The following is a 15,830-nucleotide window of genomic DNA, read 5'->3' on the forward strand; positions in this document are numbered from 1 at the left end:
GGCAGGGATCGCCGGGTGAATCGCCTGTCCGGAGGGGATGCACACGCTTCGGGGGTGCCTGGGGGACAATCACGGGCGACGCCAGATATGAACTGGTCGGATATGAAGTGGTCGGGCATGAACTGGTCGGGCATGGACAGGTGAGGAGACCGCAGTGTCGGAATTGGTGCCGTTGCGGGTGCAGTTGGTGGCCGCGACAGAATTCACCGCACCCCCCGACATCGACTGGGACACCGATGCCGACGGCGGAGAGGCGCTCATCGAGTTCGCCGGCCGGGCCTGCTACCAGAGCTGGGACAAACCGAATCCGCGGACCGCGACCAACGCAGGCTATCTGCGCCACATCCTGGAGGTCGGTCACACGTCGCTGCTCGAACACGCGTCGGCGACCTTCTACATCACCGGCATCTCCCGGTCCTGCACCCACGAACTGATCCGGCACCGTCACTTCTCGTACTCCCAGCTGTCACAACGCTTTGTGCCCGAACATGATTCGAATGTGGTGGCACCACCGGCCATTCGCGGGGACGCCGAACTCGAGGAACTGTTCACCGCGGCGACCGACGCCAGCCGTGCCGCCTACACCGAGTTGCTGGCCGCACTCGAGGCGAAATTCGCCGACGTGCCGAATGCGATCCTGCGGCGGAAGCAGGCCCGCCAGGCGGCACGTGCCGTGCTGCCGAACGCGACCGAGACCAAGATCGTGGTGACCGGCAATTACCGTGCGTGGCGGCATTTCATCGGTATGCGCGCGACCGAGCATGCCGACGTCGAGATCCGGCAACTGGCCGTCGAGTGTCTCCGGCGGCTCGTCGAGGTGGCCCCGACGGTCTTCGGCGACTTCGAGATCAGCACCCTGTCCGACGGCACCGAGGTAGCCACCTCTCCGTTCGTTCTGGAAGGGTGAGGAAGGTAGCCTTGAGCACCATGAACGCAGGCGTGGACCAGTCGCAGACGCATCCCTTCGGGACCATTGGCGTGGCCATGGTCACCCCCTTCCGTCCGGATGGCTCACTGGACCTCGACAAGGCCGCCGAACTGGCCGATCACCTGGTCTCCAAGGGCTGCGACGGGCTGGTCGTCTCGGGGACGACCGGTGAGTCGCCGACGACCACCGTGCAGGAGAAGCTCGAATTGCTGCGCGTCGTGCTCGACGCCGTCGGCGACCGTGCCCGGATCACGCAGGGCGCCGGGAGCTATGACACCGCCGAGAGCATCCGGTTCGCCTTGGCCTCGGAGAAGATCGGCGCACACGGACTGCTCGTCGTCACCCCGTATTACTCGAAGCCGCCGCAGGCCGGCGTCCTCGCGCATTTCCGTGCGATCGCCGATGCGACCGACCTTCCGGTGCTCGTCTACGACATCCCGCCGCGGTCGGTGATCCCGATCGCCGACGACACGATGCGTGCGCTGGCCGAACACCCGCGGATCGTCGGTGTCAAGGATGCCAAGGGGGACCTGCACTCCGCGGCACGGATGATCGCCACCACCGGGCTCGAGTTCCTCTCCGGCGAGGACGCCCTGAACCTGCCGTGGCTGTCCATCGGTGCCACCGGCTACGTCAGTGTCATCGGTCACCTGGTGCCGGATCGCCTGCGTGACATGCAGATCGCCGTCGAGAAGGGGGACCTGGTGACCGCCAGGGAACTCAGCCAGTCCATGGCTCCTCTCGTTGACGCGATGGGCCGATTGGGAGGAGTGACCATGGTGAAGGCTTCGCTGCGCATTCTGGGTATGGATGTCGGTGATCCGCGGCTTCCGCAGGTGCCGGCCGACGGGCCGCAGATCGAGGCGCTGCTCTCGGATCTGCGTGCCGCGGGGCTCGTCTGATGACGGGGCCGGGCAGGCGTCGTCGCTCCGCGAGCCGGAAGGCCGGACCGCCGACACTGACGCCGCCGCGCGACACCGGCACCGATGCACGGTCGGAGGGCACTGCGTCCGCGGACGCACGGCCGGAGCATGACGCACAGCCGGCGAACGCCGACAAGAAGCAGACGGACAAGAAGCAATCGGCGGGCGCGCAGCAGGGTTCGTCGCCGAAGCGTTCCGCCAAGGGACGGGAGTCGCGGGGCGGCAATCAGCAAGCGCGCGGCCAGCAGTCCCGTGGCCAGCAGTCGCGTGGGCAACAGTCACGCGGACAAGGCGATTCGGCGAAGGTCGGCACCGATCGCCTCGGCCCGCCGCCGAAGCTGCCGCGTAACGGCCTGCGCGTCGTTGCGCTCGGCGGTATCGGCGAGATCGGCCGGAACATGACCGTCTTCGAGTACGACGGTCGCCTGCTCATCGTGGACTGCGGTGTGCTGTTCCCCGAGGACGCACAGCCCGGCGTGGATCTGATCCTGCCGGACTTCACCTACATCGAGGACCGCATCGACGACGTCGACGCCATCATCCTCACGCACGGCCACGAGGATCACATCGGTGCCGTGCCGTTCCTCCTGCGCCTGCGGTCCGACATCCCGGTCGTCGGTTCGAAGTTCACGCTCGCCCTCGTCGAGGCGAAGTGCCGCGAGCACCGCCTGCGGCCCAATCTGGTGCAGGTCTCCGAGGGTGACACCGACGACTTCGGGCCGTTCGAGTGCGAGTTCTTCGCGGTCAACCACTCGATCCCGGACGCGCTCGCGGTGGCCATTCGCACGCCGGCCGGCGTGGTGCTGCACACCGGCGACATCAAGCTGGATCAGCTGCCGCTCGACAATCGGCTCACCGACCTCGCCGGATTCAGTCGCCTCGGTGACGAGGGGGTCGATCTCTTCCTGGTCGATTCCACCAACGCCGAGGTGCCCGGATTCGTCACACCGGAGCGGGAGATCGGCGCCGTCCTCGACCAGGTCATCGGCCGGGCCAAGCAGCGTGTGATCGTCGCGTCCTTCGCCAGCCACGTGCACCGCATCCAGCAGATCGTCGACGTGGCGTACGCCCACAACCGCAAGGTCGCGTTCGTCGGCCGGTCGATGGTCCGCAACATGCAGATCGCGCAGGACCTCGGCTATCTGTCCGTGCCCGACGGTGTGGTCGTCGATCTCGACACCGCGGCGACGCTCCCGGACGACCGGCTGGTCCTGATCTCCACGGGGTCGCAGGGCGAGCCGCTGTCCGCACTGTCCCGGATGGCGCGGGGCGAGCACCGTCAGATCAACATCCGCGAGGACGACCTGGTCGTGCTGGCGTCCTCGCTCATCCCGGGCAACGAGAACTCGGTGTTCGCCGTCGTCAACGGACTGGCCAAGCGGGGTGCCACCGTGATCACGCAGCAGAACGCGAAGGTGCACGTGTCCGGGCACGCGTCGGCGGGGGAGCTGCTGTACCTGTATAACGCGGTCCGGCCGTCGAACGCGATGCCGGTGCACGGCGAGTGGCGGCATCTGCGCGCGAACGCCGCGCTCGCGGTCGCGACCGGTGTGCCCGAGGACCGGGTGGTCCTCGCCGAGGACGGTGTGATCGTCGACCTGGTCGACGGTCAGGCCTCCATCGTCGGCCGGGTGCCGGTCGGGCACGTGTACGTCGACGGCCTGTCCGTCGGCGACGTCGGCGAGTCCACCCTGTCGGAGCGCTTGGTGCTGGGGGAGGGCGGATTCATCGCGATCACGGTCGCCGTGGACCCGGAAACGGGGCGTGCGGTGAGCGCACCCGAGGTGTCCGGTCGTGGTTTCTCCGACGATCCGGACGCGTTGAAGGCCGCGGCCGATCTCGTCGATCAGGCACTCGATTCGCTGGCGGCCGAGGGCATCACCGACACCCATCGCATCGCACAGACGATCCGGCGTGTGGTCGGACGCTGGGTGGCCGACACCTATCGCCGCAGGCCGATGATCGTGCCGACGGTGCTCGCCGTGGGAGCCTGACCGAGGTCCTCCGGTCTAGGGTGGGAGACGTGACTCTCGCTCAAGACGAACGTGCCGCCCTGGTCGACACCCTGCGGGCCGTCGGTCCCGATGCTCCGACGCTATGCGACGGCTGGACCACCAAGGACCTGGTCGCGCATCTCGTGGTGCGCGAGCGGCGACCCGACACCGGGCCCGGCATCATGCTGAAGCCGTTCGCCGGCTACACGGAGCGGGTGCGGGCGTCGACCGCGACGAAGCCATGGACGGAGTTGCTGGATCAGTTGGCGTCCGGTCCTCCGGTGTACTCGCCGTTCTTCCTGGTCGACCGATGGGCGAATCTCGCCGAGATGTTCGTCCACCACGAGGACGTGCTCCGTGGTGCGGCCCCCGCCGATGCGACGTGGACGCCACGCGAACTGTCGCCCGAGATGGAATCAGCCCTGATCACCCCGGCGAAGACCATCGGCCGGATGTCGCTCAAGAATTCGCCCGCGACGACCACGCTGCGTACCCCGGACGGCACCGACGTCGTGTCCGGTGGTCAGGGAGCACAGGTCAATGTCACCGGAACGCCGGGTGAGCTGGTGCTCTTCGCGTTCGGGCGGGAGCCCGTCGCCGTGGAATTCGCGGGAGACGAGGCAGCGGTCGGTGCGGTGAAATCCGCGAAACGCGGCTTCTGACCCCCGCGTCGAGGCCGTACGGTTACGAATCCGACACATACCGCGCGTTGCCAGTGTTGCCTGTGTGACTGACGGGACGCCGGGAGACTAGTCTGTCCGCATGGCTTCGAAAGCAACCACGGGTGCCCGGAAGACGTCGGCGCGTACGTCGTCGACGCGTTCGGCGGGCTCGACCACGAAGTCCGGGGCGCGGGGGACACGCACGTCGAGTGGCCGGACGGGTACTTCTCAGCGGAAAAAGACATCGGCCCGGCAGAGTGCGGCCCGTCAGGGTTCGCCCCAGCGGGCGAGTGCGGGGCGGACGCGGACGGGTTCGTCGCGCGGCTCCGGCTCACGCGCCGTGGAGTCGGCAGATCTGCATCGCAAGTCGCTGGCGGGCAGTGGTGCCTCGGCGGTGGGGCGTGGTCTCGGCGCCGGCTGGTCGCTGATGGCCCGAGGTGTGGGCAGCCTGGCGCGAGCCGGCGGCGGTCGCCCGGACGGACACGATGTGCGCGTGGTCGGCGAGGACGATCAGGCCGACGATCTCGGGGACGAGGGTTTCGATCTCGACGGTCCACTCCTCGAGGAGGACGACGCCGCCGAGGACGGGCGCCCGCGACGGCCCGCCCCCCGGCAGCCACGTGATCTGTCCGGTCATACCCATCGGCGTGACGGCGTCGCACTCGCCGTGCTGGCCCTCGCGCTGCTGGTGGCCGCGAGCGTGTGGTTCGGTGCGGCGGGGCCGGTCGGTGCGTTCATCGATGCCCTGTTCCGGGCGATCGTCGGTGTCGGGGCGGTGGTTATGCCGCTCGCACTGGTCGCGCTCGCCGTCATCCTCATGCGTCGTCCGCCGAACCCGGAGCGCCGCGCACGCTACCTCGGTGCCGGTCTGTTGCTGGTGCTGCCGATCCTCGGACTGGTGCATCTCGTCGCGGGGGCGCCGGTCGACTTCCCCGAACGCTCGCGCGCGGGCGGGTTCCTCGGATTCGCGGTGGGTACACCCCTGACGAATGGCGTCACCGCGTGGATCTCCGTCCCGGTCCTGGTGTTGTGCATCGCCTTCGGAGCCCTCATCCTCAGCGGCCGGACGGTCCGCGAGGTCGCCGATCTGACCGCCGGATATCTCGGGCTCGGCGTTGCCCGCCCCCGGTACGACGACGCCGACGAGGACGAGGCTGCGCCCTGGGATGACGAGTACGCCGCGGACTACGACGACTTCGACGACGCCGGCGGTTACGGCCGTCGTGGCCGGGACGACGCGGATGCGCCCACCGAGGTGTTCGATCGTCGCTCCGGCTACTCGGCCGACCCCTACGACAACTACCCACCCGATCCCGAGCCGTCGCGGCGCCGACGTCGCCGTCCGCCCGTCGATGTCGATGCCGCCGAGTTCGCGGCCGCCGACACGGTGTCCTTCGACGACGAGGTCACCGAACAACTCGGCGACCTCGACGATGCCTCCGGTGCAACGGAATCGGCCGCCCCGAAGCGTGCCACCGCCGGGCGGGTCGCCGCCGCGGCGAAGACGACGCCCCGCGCATCGTCGGCGAAGAAGACGCCGTCCGCCGAGACCACCGATGTCGCAGCGGCCGCCGACGTCTCTCGTCCGGCCGCCGAGGGCGACTACCAGTTGCCGCCGACGACCTTGCTCGTCGACGGTGAGCCGCCGAAGACCGGCGGGCGCTCCAACGACGAGATGATCGAGCGCATCGGGGAGGTGCTGGAGCAGTTCAAGATCGACGCGGCGGTCACCGGCTACACGCGCGGTCCGACCGTCACCCGTTACGAGGTCGAACTCGGGCCGGGCGTCAAGGTCGAGAAAATCACTGCGCTGCAACGCAATATCGCGTACGCGGTGGCCACCGACAACGTCCGGCTGCTCGCGCCGATTCCCGGGAAGTCGGCCGTCGGCATCGAGGTGCCGAACTCCGACCGCGAGATGGTGCGCCTCGCCGATGTGCTCAACGCGCCGAAGACTCGCAAGGACCATCATCCGCTGGTCATCGGTCTCGGCAAGGACATCGAGGGCGACTTCGTCAGCGCGAATCTGGCGAAGATGCCGCACCTGCTGGTCGCGGGTTCGACGGGTTCGGGTAAGTCGAGCTTCGTCAACTCGATGCTGGTGTCGTTGCTGACCCGCGCGACACCGGACGACGTGCGGATGATCCTGATCGACCCGAAGATGGTGGAACTGACTCCCTACGAAGGGATTCCGCATCTGATCACACCCATCATCACCGAGCCGAAGAAGGCCGCCGCGGCGCTGGCGTGGCTGGTGGAGGAGATGGAGCAGCGCTACCAGGACATGAAGGCGTCCCGGGTGCGGCACATCGACGACTTCAACACCAAGGTCCGCACGGGCGAGATCACCACGCCGCTGGGCAGCGAACGCGAGTACAAGCCGTACCCCTACATCCTGGCGATCGTCGACGAGCTCGCCGACCTGATGATGACCGCGCCTCGCGACGTCGAGGACGCGATCGTCCGCATCACCCAGAAGGCCCGCGCGGCAGGTATCCACCTGGTGCTCGCGACGCAGCGACCGTCGGTGGACGTGGTCACCGGTCTGATCAAGACCAACGTGCCGTCGCGACTGGCGTTCGCCACGTCGTCGCTCACCGACTCGCGCGTCATCCTCGATCAGCCGGGCGCCGAGAAACTGATCGGCATGGGCGACGGTCTGTTCCTGCCGATGGGGGCGGGCAAGCCGATCCGCATGCAGGGCGCGTTCATCACCGACGAGGAGATCTCCGCGGTCGTCGACTACACGCGCGACCAGGGAGAGCCGGAGTACACCGAGGGCGTCACCGCGGCGAAGGCGGGCGACAAGAAGGAGATCGACGGCGACATCGGCAACGATCTCGACGATCTGCTGCAGGCCATCGAACTCGTGGTGTCGAGTCAGTTCGGCTCCACGTCGATGCTGCAACGCAAGCTCCGGGTGGGCTTCGCCAAGGCGGGCCGCCTGATGGATCTGATGGAGACGCGGGGCGTCGTCGGCCCGAGCGAGGGGTCGAAGGCCCGCGAGGTGCTGGTGAAGCCCGACGACCTGGCGGGCGTCATCACCTCGATCACCGGTGGTGGCGCCGACGCCGGCGACGCCGCCGACGACCTGTGAGAGCGGTCGGGCGCCTCATGCGGACTCCGGGAGGATCGTCGCGACCAGCGCGTCGATGAGTTGCTGCTCGTCGGCCGGTTCCGCGGGCCACAGCAGCAGGCTCAGAAACGACCGGATGGCGAGGTGGATCGATACCGTATCGGCGGCGTCGATCCCGATCAGCCCGGCCGCGAGAGAGGCGACGGTGGACGAGGCGAGGACGGCCGGAGCGGTGCGCGTCAGCTGACTCGGGCGCAGGAACTGCCGGGCCACCCGGTCCCGTCGGAGTTCACGGAGCGCAACCGAGATCGCGGTGTTCGCCCTGTGGCGCCCCGTCATGCCGTCCGTGGCGTGTCGGACGGCGTCGGCCACATGAGCCGAGGTGGCGGCCAGGACTGCGTCGATGATGTCGCCTCGGCCGCCGGCATGCCGGTAGACGGTCGCGCGTGAGCAGTGCGCGTACCGGGCGAGATCGTCGACGGTGAAGTCCTCCACGCCGTGCCCGGCGATCATCTCCGTCGCCCGGGCAACGAGACGGGCCCGAGCCGCGTCGGAACGATTGCCGTCGACGAGCCAATCCGCGGTCACGATCTCAGTGTGAGACATCAGTGCCCTCGGAGTCCGGAGAACCGTGCAGGTCATCACGCTGACCTGAGACAAGCGTGCAGGAACACGACATGACGGCGTATCGACTTCGCGCCGGGGGATTGTCAGGCGCCGGTCCGGCACTACACGCTCGACGGCGTGCATGATCTCGACAACCCGTACCCGTATCTCGCGCAGCTACGGAGCCGCGACCCCGTGCATCGGCTCGGGGATTCCGGCTTCTACCTTGTGACGTCGTGGGATCTGGTCGCGGAAGCGGTCGGACGGCCCGAGGACTTCTCGTCCAACCTCACCGCGACGATGGTGTGGGGTGCCGACGGCTCCATCTCCGGTTTTCCCATCGCCGAACCGGGTTCGCCGCTGCATGTGCTGGCGACCGCCGACGATCCGGTGCATCGGAGTCACCGGGCGATGGTGATGCCGTCGCTGACGGCCAAGAACATCAGCCGACTCGAACCCTTCATCGCGAAGACTCTGCGCTCGGTGTGGGACGAGGGCCTTCGAGACGGGGGAATCGACTGGGTTCGCTCCGTCGCGCAGCGTGTACCGATGCGGGTGATCGCCGAGCTGCTCGGATTCCCCGCCTATGACGTCGACGATCTCGTGCGCTGGTCCTTTGCCGCAACCGTTCTTCTCGACGGCGTGGTCACCTCCGACCAGCTCGACTCGGCTACGCGGGCTGTCGGTGAACTCAGCGACCACCTTGACCGGGCGTTCGCTGCCGCCCGTGCGGTCCCGGGGGAGCACGTCATGGGTGATCTGGCGCGGATGGTCGACGACGGTGCCCTTGAGCGCGGCACCGCCGTGTTGATTCTTCTCCAACTGGTTGCGGCGGGCGCCGAGTCCACCGTGAGCCTCATCGGCAGCGCGGGGTGGCTTTTGGGCACGCACCCCGACCTGCAACGCCGGCTACGGTCCGAGCCCGGGCTGGTCCCGCGATTCATCGAGGAGGTCGCGCGACTCGAGTCGCCCTTCCGTGGTCACTACCGGCATGTCGTTGCCGACACCGCCCTCGGGGATGTCGCTCTGCCCGGCGGCTCCCATCTGTACCTGTCGTGGGCGGCGGCCAATCGGGACCCCTCGCACCACGAGGCGCCGGACTCGGTCGATCTCGACGTCGCCTCGCGTCGTCCACATGTGGCGTTCGGCAAGGGGATTCACCTCTGTGTCGGAGCGGCGCTCGCGCGGCTCGAAGGACGCCTCGCGGTCGAGTGGCTCATGGATGCCACGACCGAGCTCACCGTCGATCCCGAGGAAGCCGACTGGGAACGCAGTCTGCTGGTCCGGCGTCTGCGGTCGCTGCCCCTGACGGTCACATGCTGATCGGCGATGTCAGTCCCGGAGGTCGTGCTCGTCCAGCCACACGCGGGCGCGACGCGCGGACGCGCGACTGAGCCAGGCATCCTGGATGACCTCGGTCAGTTCGTCGACCGTCAGTTCGCCGATCCGTGAGGTGCGCAGCAGCACCGACGGATGGCCGTCGAAGTGCGCGGTGGTGAAGAACGGTGAGTGCCGGTCCCGGACGAGCGCCAGCTTGTCGGATTCGGACGGAACCCAGAACACGACGACATCGTCGTACCGCTCCCCGGTGTCGGGGTCGACCGCATCGGGCCGGGCGGTGCGGAAGAAGACGAAGGACTTGCCGCCCACCTGGTAGACCGGTCGCTCGGGCGTCGAACCGGCGTCGGTGACGTGCGGCATGCCCCGGGCGACATCGTGGATGTCGGTGGCCCGTGCGCGCCGGTTCCGATTCGCCATGTGGCTCACCGTAGTGTGCCAAATCGGGATATGTGCACTAGTCTGGCCCCTGATCGAAGAGGGGAGTATCCCTTCTCGCGGCGTGTTCGTCAGTACGGTCGCGGATTCCGTTGGTGCCTATCGCCATCGGCCCGCCACCCGGATGCGCCGGTCGCCGGAGGCATCACGCTCCCGGTCGGCGGGAGAGACCTCTGGCATCGCAAGCTTGTGCTGCGCGCTGGAGGAGATCCGTCTGATGCATGTGTCCCCAACCGTCTGGATCATCACCTGTCTGGTGATCCTGGCGCTGTTCGTCTTCGACTTCTTCGCCCATGTCCGGGTGCCGCACGCACCCAGCCTCAAGGAATCGGGTACCTGGTCCGCGATCTACATCTCGATCGCGATCGTCTTCGGCGGCTTCGTCTGGTGGAAGTGGGGCAGTGGCTTCGGTGGTGAGTACTTCGCCGGTTACGTCACCGAGAAAGCCCTCTCCGTCGACAATCTCTTCGTCTTCGTCATCATCATGTCGAAGTTCGCGGTGCCCAAGGAATACCAGCAGAAGGTGCTGCTCCTCGGCATCGTGATGGCGCTGGTCATGCGTGGCGCGTTCATCGCCGTCGGCGCCGCCGCGATCAATGCGTACAGCTGGGTGTTCTACCTGTTCGGTGCGTTCCTGATCTTCACCGCGGTGAAACTGCTGCGGGAGAGCGACGACCCGGTCGAACACGAGGAACAGCGCGAGAGCCGCCTGGAGCGCTTCGTCAAGAAGGTGCTCCGCACCCATGACGAGTACAACGGCGACAAACTGTTCACCCGCGTCAACGGCAAGCGCCTCGCGACGCCGATGCTGATGGTGCTGATCGTCATCGGCTTCACCGACGTGCTCTTCGCCCTCGACTCGATCCCGGCCATTTACGGCCTCACCCAGGAGCCGTACCTCGTCTTCACCGCGAACGCCTTCGCGCTCATGGGTCTTCGTCAGCTGTACTTCCTGCTGGGTGGGCTGCTCGATCGCCTCGTCTACCTGTCGTACGGCTTGTCGTTCATCCTCGCCTTCATCGGTGTGAAGCTCGTGATGCACGCCCTGCACGAGAACACGCTGCCGTTCATCAACGGCGGCGAGCATGTCAGTGTCCCGGAGATCACCACACCGCTGTCCCTGGGCGTCATCATCGGCACCCTGGTGGTCACGACGGTCGCCAGCCTGCTGCGGACCGCGAAATCGAGCGCCGACGACCCGACGGGGTGACGCCGTTCAGACGCTGAACGGCCCGTAGACCTCGGTCCACTCGACGACCCGTACACCGTCCACCGCCTGGTGGGCGATGAACGGGTCGTTGGCGAGGAACGCCTCCGAACCGTCGAGGCTGTCGGCGCGCACCAGGATCAGCGCGCCGCTGCCATCGGGGTAGGGGCCGCAGGCGATGACATTGCCCGTACGGTGTTCTTCGCCGAGCCATTCACGATGCATCGGCCGATGCTCGTCGCGGAGCGCGGCCTTGGCCGGCTCATAGGTGTAGTGCACGGCGAAGATCTTCCGGTCGTCGGACGCCATGAGAGTGACTCCTGTCGAATCAGTTGAGAGTGGCCAACATTCGGGTGTTGCCCAGGGTGTTGGGCTTCACGTAGCTGAGGTCGAGGAATTCCGCGACGCCGGTGTCATAGGAGCGGCACATCTCCTCGAAGACCTCGCGGGTGACCGGGGTGCCGTCGATCTCGACGAAACCGTGCCGGCCGAAGAACTCGGTTTCGAAGGTGAGCACGAAGACCCGGGAGAGCTGGAGTTCGCGGGCCACCTCCATCAGGCGGGCCACGAGGAGGTGGCCGTATCCGCGGCCCGAATGGGCGGTGTCGACGGCAACCGTGCGGACTTCGCCGAGGTCGGCCCACAACACGTGCAGCGCACCGCATCCCACGACGGCGCCGTCCACCTCGGCCACCCAGAATTCCTGGACGGCCTCGTACAGCGTGACCAGATTCTTCTCCAGCAGGATGCGACCGGCGTACTGGTCGATCAATTCCTTCACGCGCGGGATGTCCGAGGTGCGGGCACGGCGGACGGCAACGGTGTCCCCGGTGTCGACCGTGGGTGCGGTGGTGCTGCCGTCGTCGCGTGTCATGTACTCATCTTGCCCTGCGGGTGCGGTCGGCCGGAACGGGCGTGCGGTTGTGCCACATGCGAACAGCGGCGCCGAACCGACCCGCTCACCGACGATCCACGCCGTGCGCCGACCCTCGGCGCGGAGGCGTCCGGAAAGAGCCGATAGGCTGGCAGTGTGCGTCACCAGCAATTCCGCGTCGGAACCCCACAGGTCGTGTCATGACCGATGGCGCGTCGCGTCGGCTCGGTGCACCTGAGGACTCCGGGCGTCTGCCGATCACTCCGCGGCCCGACCCCATCGCCCATCCGGTCGACGAGGTCCCGGTGGTGAATATCGCCAACGCGCTCACCGTCTTTCGGATCGTGCTCATCCCGTTCTTCGTGGCTGCGCTGTTCATCGGCGGCGGTGACGACACCGCATGGCGGATCACGGCCGCGGTCATCTTCGCCGCGGCGGCCATCACCGACCGCTTCGACGGCAAGATCGCGCGTCAGCGTGGACTGGTCACCGACTTCGGCAAACTCGCCGACCCCATCGCGGACAAGGCACTCATCGGCGCCGCACTGATCGGCCTGTCGGTCCTCGGCGATCTGCCCTGGTGGGTGACCGCGGTGATCCTGGCGCGCGAATTGGGTGTGACGGCTCTGCGCTTCTGGGTGTTGAGGCACGGGGTGATCCCGGCGAGCCGCGGCGGCAAGCTCAAGACCCTGCTGCAGGCCATCGCCATCGGACTGTTCCTCCTGCCGCTGTCGGGGCCGTGGCATGTCGCCGCGGCGGTGGTGATGGGCCTTGCGGTCGTCGCCACGGTGGTCACCGGGCTCGAGTACGTGTGGCAGGCGATCCGGTTGCGTCGCCGCGCCCGCCCGAACCGGGTCTGACCGGGGGACGCGCGGTCGCCGATCTTCGACTACTGTCGTCGTCACGGTTCGTCGTGGGAACCATGTGTGCCGTCCCCGCGTTGACCAGACGAGATCGGGTGTCTGCCCGGTCCGTGGACACGAGTGCCAGTGAGGAGGACACGCGATGGCGATACTGCTGCGTGAAGCGCTCGGCGACAGCTTGCGGCGGGTTCGCACCGAGCAGGGCAGGACACTGCGCGAGGTGTCCACCGATGCCCGGGTGAGTCTCGGATATCTGTCCGAGGTCGAACGCGGACAGAAAGAGGCGTCGAGCGAATTGCTCGCATCGATCTGCGATGCACTCGATGTGGAGATCGCGGACCTTCTGCTGGACGTAGGACACGCGTTGCGCCCCGATGTGGTCCATGCGGAACCGGTCGCTGCCGTCGACGGAGACGTGGGGTCGCTGGACGCGAAGCTGGTCATCCCGGCTCCCGGCGCGCACCCCGCACCGACGACCCTCGCGGCTGCGTGATCGGGGTTCGGCCGCGTACCGCATCCAGCGCCCATACCCGCTAGATTGGGTACAGATCCCGGGCTGACTCCCGGCGTGGACAATTGTTGTGGACATAGATGAATGGAGTTGACTTCAAGCATGGCGAATCCGTTCGTGAAGTTGTGGCGCTACCTGATGGCACTCGGCAACGCGAAGATCGACGAGAACGCAGATCCGAAGATTCAGATCCAGCAGGCGATCGAGGACGCCCAGCGTCAGCACCAGGCGTTGTCCCAGCAGGCTGCCTCGGTCATCGGTAATCAGCGCCAGCTGGAGATGAAGCTCAATCGTCAGCTCGAGGAGATCGAGAAGCTGCAGGCGAACACCCGCCAGGCGCTGACGCTCGCCGACCAGGCCACCGCCGCCGGCGATGCGGCCAAGTCCGCGGAGTACACCAATGCGGCCGAGGCCTTCGCCGCACAGTTGGTGACCGCCGAACAGAGCGTCGAGGATCTCAAGGGTCTCCACGATCAGTCGCTGCAGGCGGCCGAGCAGGCGAAGCAGGCCGTCGAGCGCAACGCCATGATGCTGCAGCAGAAGCTCGCCGAACGTTCCAAGCTGCTCAGCCAGCTGGAGCAGGCCAAGATGCAGGAGCAGGTCAGCGCCTCGCTGAACCAGATGAGCGAGCTGGCCGTACCGGGCAACACCCCGAACCTCGATCAGGTACGGGACAAGATCGAGCGGCGGTACGCGAACGCGCTCGGGCAGGCCGAGCTCGCCAAGAACACCGTTCAGGGACGCATGCAGGAGGTCGAGCAGGCAGGCGTGCAGATGGCCGGACATGCCCGTCTCGAGCAGATCCGTTCCAGCATGCAGGGATCGCTGCCGGCATCCGGCAACACCGCGGCGCCCAACCCGGCGGCCCAGCCGTCGCAGCCGACCACCGAGCCCCCGCAGTCGACGAACTGACGGATATCGATCGGACCGAGCAAGGCCCGCAGTCACGCCCGGCGTGCTGCGGGTCTTCTCGTCGGCGGGCGGACAACTGATGGCACTCATTGCGATTGTGGCGGGACCCGATGCGGGACATGCGTTTCCGGCGTTCGCGCTGGGGGAGCGACTTGTCGGTGCGGGTCACCGCGTCGTGGTCTACACCGGAAGCCGCTGGGCGGATGCCGATGTCGGGGACGTCGACGTGGCGGTGTTGCCGGGCCTTGATGCCCGGCTCGGTGACGACGACGCGGACGCGGGCGACAAGCTCAGTGCGCGGGCCGCACGTATCGCGCAGGCGCTGGCACCCGAACTCGCCGACCGCGCCGTCGATCTCGTCGTCTCCGATGTCATCACCGTCGGAGGTGCGTGGGCGGCCGACCTGGCCGGCGTGCCATGGATCGAGTTGTCCCCGCATCCGCTCTACCGTCCGTCCCGCGGGCTGCCGCCGATCGGCGCGGGCCTGGCGCGCGGCGAGGGATGGCGCGGACGACTCCGTGACCGCCTCATGCGGGCCGCGACGGGGCGATCACTGCGCCAGGGTGAGCGCCAGCGTCGCGCCGCGCGCATGTCGATCGGACTGACCGGCGACACCGCGCCGGCCGAGCGGTTCGTGGCAACGCTGCCGGCGCTGGAGGTGCGCCGGCCGGACTGGCCCGCGTCGACCCATCTCATCGGGCCGCTGCTCTGGGAGCCGACCGACGAGACGTTCCGCCGTCCCGGAGGAGCCGGTCCGCTGGTGGTGGTCGCCCCGTCGACCGCGGAGACCGGAGCACCGGACATGGCGCGTGTCGCGCTGTCGGCCCTGGCCGAGGAATCGCTGGGATTCCCGGTGCGCGTGGTGGTTTCGGCTCTCCATCCGCCCGAGGGCGTGGTGGCCGACGACCGGGTGGTCGTCGGCACGGGTCGTCAGGACGAACTCCTGCCGGAGGCCGATCTGGTGATCTGTGGAGCAGGCCACGGCATGCTGGCGAAGGCGTTGTCGGCGGGGGTGCCGGTGGTGACGGTCCCCGGGGGCGGCGATCAGTGGGAGTTGGCCAATCGCGTGCAACGGCAGGGCGCGGGCCGTCTCGTTCGGCCCGTCGACACCGTCCGCCTGGCCGACGCCGTGCGGCAGGTGCTCACCGACCCCTCGCATGCCGCGGCCGCCCGTTCGGCGGCACGCTCGGTCACCCAGGTCGCCGATCCCGTCGAGATCGTCGAGCGGCGATTGGCTGCGGGTCGCGGGTAGCCTCGGAATCATGCGCCTGACCGAATTCTCCGAACTCGTCACCACCGAATTCGGTGAGACATCGGCGGATTCGATGCTCGTCGACCATGTGCTCACCGCATTCGGCGGACGTACCGCAGCCCAGGCCATCGACGACGGCGTCGATCCCCGTGACGTCTGGGTCGCGCTGTGCCGGGACTTCGATGTCCCCCGCGAGCGCTGGTGACCCGGCCGAAGCGGATCCACCGGTCCGTCCCGGGCCCATGT

Annotated in this window: 16 protein-coding genes; 12 read left to right on the forward strand and 4 right to left on the reverse strand. The window is 67.9% G+C overall.

Annotated features, from left to right (window positions below):
- The first annotated feature begins 154 nt into the window (after nt 1-154).
- From thyX to AC4JJG_RS08730, 5 genes are all read left to right on the forward strand, one after another.
- Nucleotides 155-907 (forward strand): FAD-dependent thymidylate synthase, encoded by a 753-nt coding sequence (thyX, locus tag AC4JJG_RS08710; RefSeq protein ID WP_495400858.1) that lies wholly within the window; start codon nt 155-157, stop codon nt 905-907.
- 20 nt (nt 908-927) lie between these two features.
- Nucleotides 928-1,830 (forward strand): 4-hydroxy-tetrahydrodipicolinate synthase, encoded by a 903-nt coding sequence (gene dapA / locus AC4JJG_RS08715; RefSeq protein ID WP_495400857.1) that lies wholly within the window; start codon nt 928-930, stop codon nt 1,828-1,830.
- On the forward strand, nt 1,830-3,845 hold the full coding sequence (locus tag AC4JJG_RS08720; RefSeq protein WP_495400856.1) for a ribonuclease J: 2,016 nt from the start codon (nt 1,830-1,832) through the stop codon (nt 3,843-3,845). Before dapA ends, AC4JJG_RS08720 begins: the two co-directional genes overlap by 1 nt.
- Nucleotides 3,846-3,874: 29 nt before the next feature.
- Nucleotides 3,875-4,507 carry a TIGR03085 family metal-binding protein gene (locus AC4JJG_RS08725; protein WP_495400855.1) on the forward strand — a complete coding sequence of 211 codons (633 nt, stop codon included), beginning with the start codon at nt 3,875-3,877 and terminating at the stop codon, nt 4,505-4,507.
- A gap of 100 nt (nt 4,508-4,607) precedes the next feature.
- Entirely contained in the window at nt 4,608-7,604 is a 2,997-nt protein-coding gene (locus AC4JJG_RS08730; RefSeq protein WP_495400854.1) for an FtsK/SpoIIIE family DNA translocase, read from the forward strand.
- Nucleotides 7,605-7,619: 15 nt separating this feature from the next.
- On the opposite strand, the gene AC4JJG_RS08735 is transcribed toward AC4JJG_RS08730, so the two are convergent.
- Nucleotides 7,620-8,171, reverse strand: a complete 552-nt coding sequence (locus AC4JJG_RS08735; RefSeq protein WP_495400853.1) for a TetR/AcrR family transcriptional regulator — start codon at nt 8,169-8,171, stop codon at nt 7,620-7,622.
- Nucleotides 8,172-8,327: 156 nt separating this feature from the next.
- Between AC4JJG_RS08735 and AC4JJG_RS08740 the strand changes: the two genes are divergently transcribed.
- Nucleotides 8,328-9,512 carry a cytochrome P450 gene (locus tag AC4JJG_RS08740; protein WP_495400852.1) on the forward strand — a complete coding sequence of 395 codons (1,185 nt, stop codon included), beginning with the start codon at nt 8,328-8,330 and terminating at the stop codon, nt 9,510-9,512.
- Between the two features lie 9 nt (nt 9,513-9,521).
- On the opposite strand, the gene AC4JJG_RS08745 is transcribed toward AC4JJG_RS08740, so the two are convergent.
- Entirely contained in the window at nt 9,522-9,947 is a 426-nt protein-coding gene (locus AC4JJG_RS08745; RefSeq protein WP_495400851.1) for an MmcQ/YjbR family DNA-binding protein, read from the reverse strand.
- 235 nt (nt 9,948-10,182) lie between these two features.
- Here AC4JJG_RS08745 and AC4JJG_RS08750 point away from each other — a divergent pair, with 235 nt between their 5' ends.
- A complete protein-coding gene (locus AC4JJG_RS08750) occupies nt 10,183-11,175 on the forward strand; it encodes a TerC family protein (protein ID WP_495400850.1) in 993 nt (330 codons plus the stop codon).
- Between the two features lie 6 nt (nt 11,176-11,181).
- On the opposite strand, the gene AC4JJG_RS08755 is transcribed toward AC4JJG_RS08750, so the two are convergent.
- On the reverse strand, nt 11,182-11,481 hold the full coding sequence (locus tag AC4JJG_RS08755; protein ID WP_495400849.1) for a YciI family protein: 300 nt from the start codon (nt 11,479-11,481) through the stop codon (nt 11,182-11,184).
- Between the two features lie 19 nt (nt 11,482-11,500).
- Entirely contained in the window at nt 11,501-12,046 is a 546-nt protein-coding gene (locus tag AC4JJG_RS08760) for an amino-acid N-acetyltransferase (protein WP_495400848.1), read from the reverse strand.
- A 200-nt stretch (nt 12,047-12,246) separates the two neighbouring features.
- Between AC4JJG_RS08760 and pgsA the strand changes: the two genes are divergently transcribed.
- From pgsA to AC4JJG_RS08785, 5 genes are all read left to right on the forward strand, one after another.
- Nucleotides 12,247-12,906: a CDP-diacylglycerol--glycerol-3-phosphate 3-phosphatidyltransferase gene (gene pgsA / locus AC4JJG_RS08765; protein WP_495400847.1), complete on the forward strand. Its 660-nt coding sequence runs from the start codon at nt 12,247-12,249 to the stop codon at nt 12,904-12,906.
- 145 nt (nt 12,907-13,051) lie between these two features.
- Complete coding sequence (locus AC4JJG_RS08770; RefSeq protein ID WP_495400846.1) at nt 13,052-13,402, forward strand: helix-turn-helix domain-containing protein; 351 nt, start codon at nt 13,052-13,054, stop codon at nt 13,400-13,402.
- Nucleotides 13,403-13,522: 120 nt separating this feature from the next.
- Nucleotides 13,523-14,332 carry a phage shock protein PspA gene (pspA, locus tag AC4JJG_RS08775; protein WP_495400845.1) on the forward strand — a complete coding sequence of 270 codons (810 nt, stop codon included), beginning with the start codon at nt 13,523-13,525 and terminating at the stop codon, nt 14,330-14,332.
- Between the two features lie 79 nt (nt 14,333-14,411).
- Nucleotides 14,412-15,584, forward strand: a complete 1,173-nt coding sequence (locus tag AC4JJG_RS08780) for a glycosyltransferase (protein ID WP_495400844.1) — start codon at nt 14,412-14,414, stop codon at nt 15,582-15,584.
- Nucleotides 15,585-15,594: 10 nt separating this feature from the next.
- Nucleotides 15,595-15,789: a DUF3046 domain-containing protein gene (locus AC4JJG_RS08785; protein ID WP_495400843.1), complete on the forward strand. Its 195-nt coding sequence runs from the start codon at nt 15,595-15,597 to the stop codon at nt 15,787-15,789.
- Nucleotides 15,790-15,830 lie beyond the last annotated feature (41 nt).

The organism is Gordonia sp. B8661-1 (assembly GCF_059427765.1).

Bases quoted from the DNA above. Each gene is read 5' to 3' on its own strand.
- dapA (WP_495400857.1), top strand. From the start codon at position 928: ATGAACGCAGGCGTGGACCAGTCGCAGACGCATCCCTTCGGGACCATT.
- AC4JJG_RS08720 (WP_495400856.1), top strand. From the start codon at position 1,830: ATGACGGGGCCGGGCAGGCGTCGTCGCTCCGCGAGCCGGAAGGCCGGA.
- AC4JJG_RS08730 (WP_495400854.1), top strand. From the start codon at position 4,608: ATGGCTTCGAAAGCAACCACGGGTGCCCGGAAGACGTCGGCGCGTACG.
- AC4JJG_RS08745 (WP_495400851.1), bottom strand. From the start codon at position 9,947: ATGGCGAATCGGAACCGGCGCGCACGGGCCACCGACATCCACGATGTC.
- AC4JJG_RS08750 (WP_495400850.1), top strand. From the start codon at position 10,183: ATGCATGTGTCCCCAACCGTCTGGATCATCACCTGTCTGGTGATCCTG.
- AC4JJG_RS08755 (WP_495400849.1), bottom strand. From the start codon at position 11,481: ATGGCGTCCGACGACCGGAAGATCTTCGCCGTGCACTACACCTATGAG.
- AC4JJG_RS08760 (WP_495400848.1), bottom strand. From the start codon at position 12,046: ATGACACGCGACGACGGCAGCACCACCGCACCCACGGTCGACACCGGG.
- pgsA (WP_495400847.1), top strand. From the start codon at position 12,247: ATGACCGATGGCGCGTCGCGTCGGCTCGGTGCACCTGAGGACTCCGGG.
- AC4JJG_RS08770 (WP_495400846.1), top strand. From the start codon at position 13,052: ATGGCGATACTGCTGCGTGAAGCGCTCGGCGACAGCTTGCGGCGGGTT.
- pspA (WP_495400845.1), top strand. From the start codon at position 13,523: ATGGCGAATCCGTTCGTGAAGTTGTGGCGCTACCTGATGGCACTCGGC.
- AC4JJG_RS08780 (WP_495400844.1), top strand. From the start codon at position 14,412: ATGGCACTCATTGCGATTGTGGCGGGACCCGATGCGGGACATGCGTTT.
- AC4JJG_RS08785 (WP_495400843.1), top strand. From the start codon at position 15,595: ATGCGCCTGACCGAATTCTCCGAACTCGTCACCACCGAATTCGGTGAG.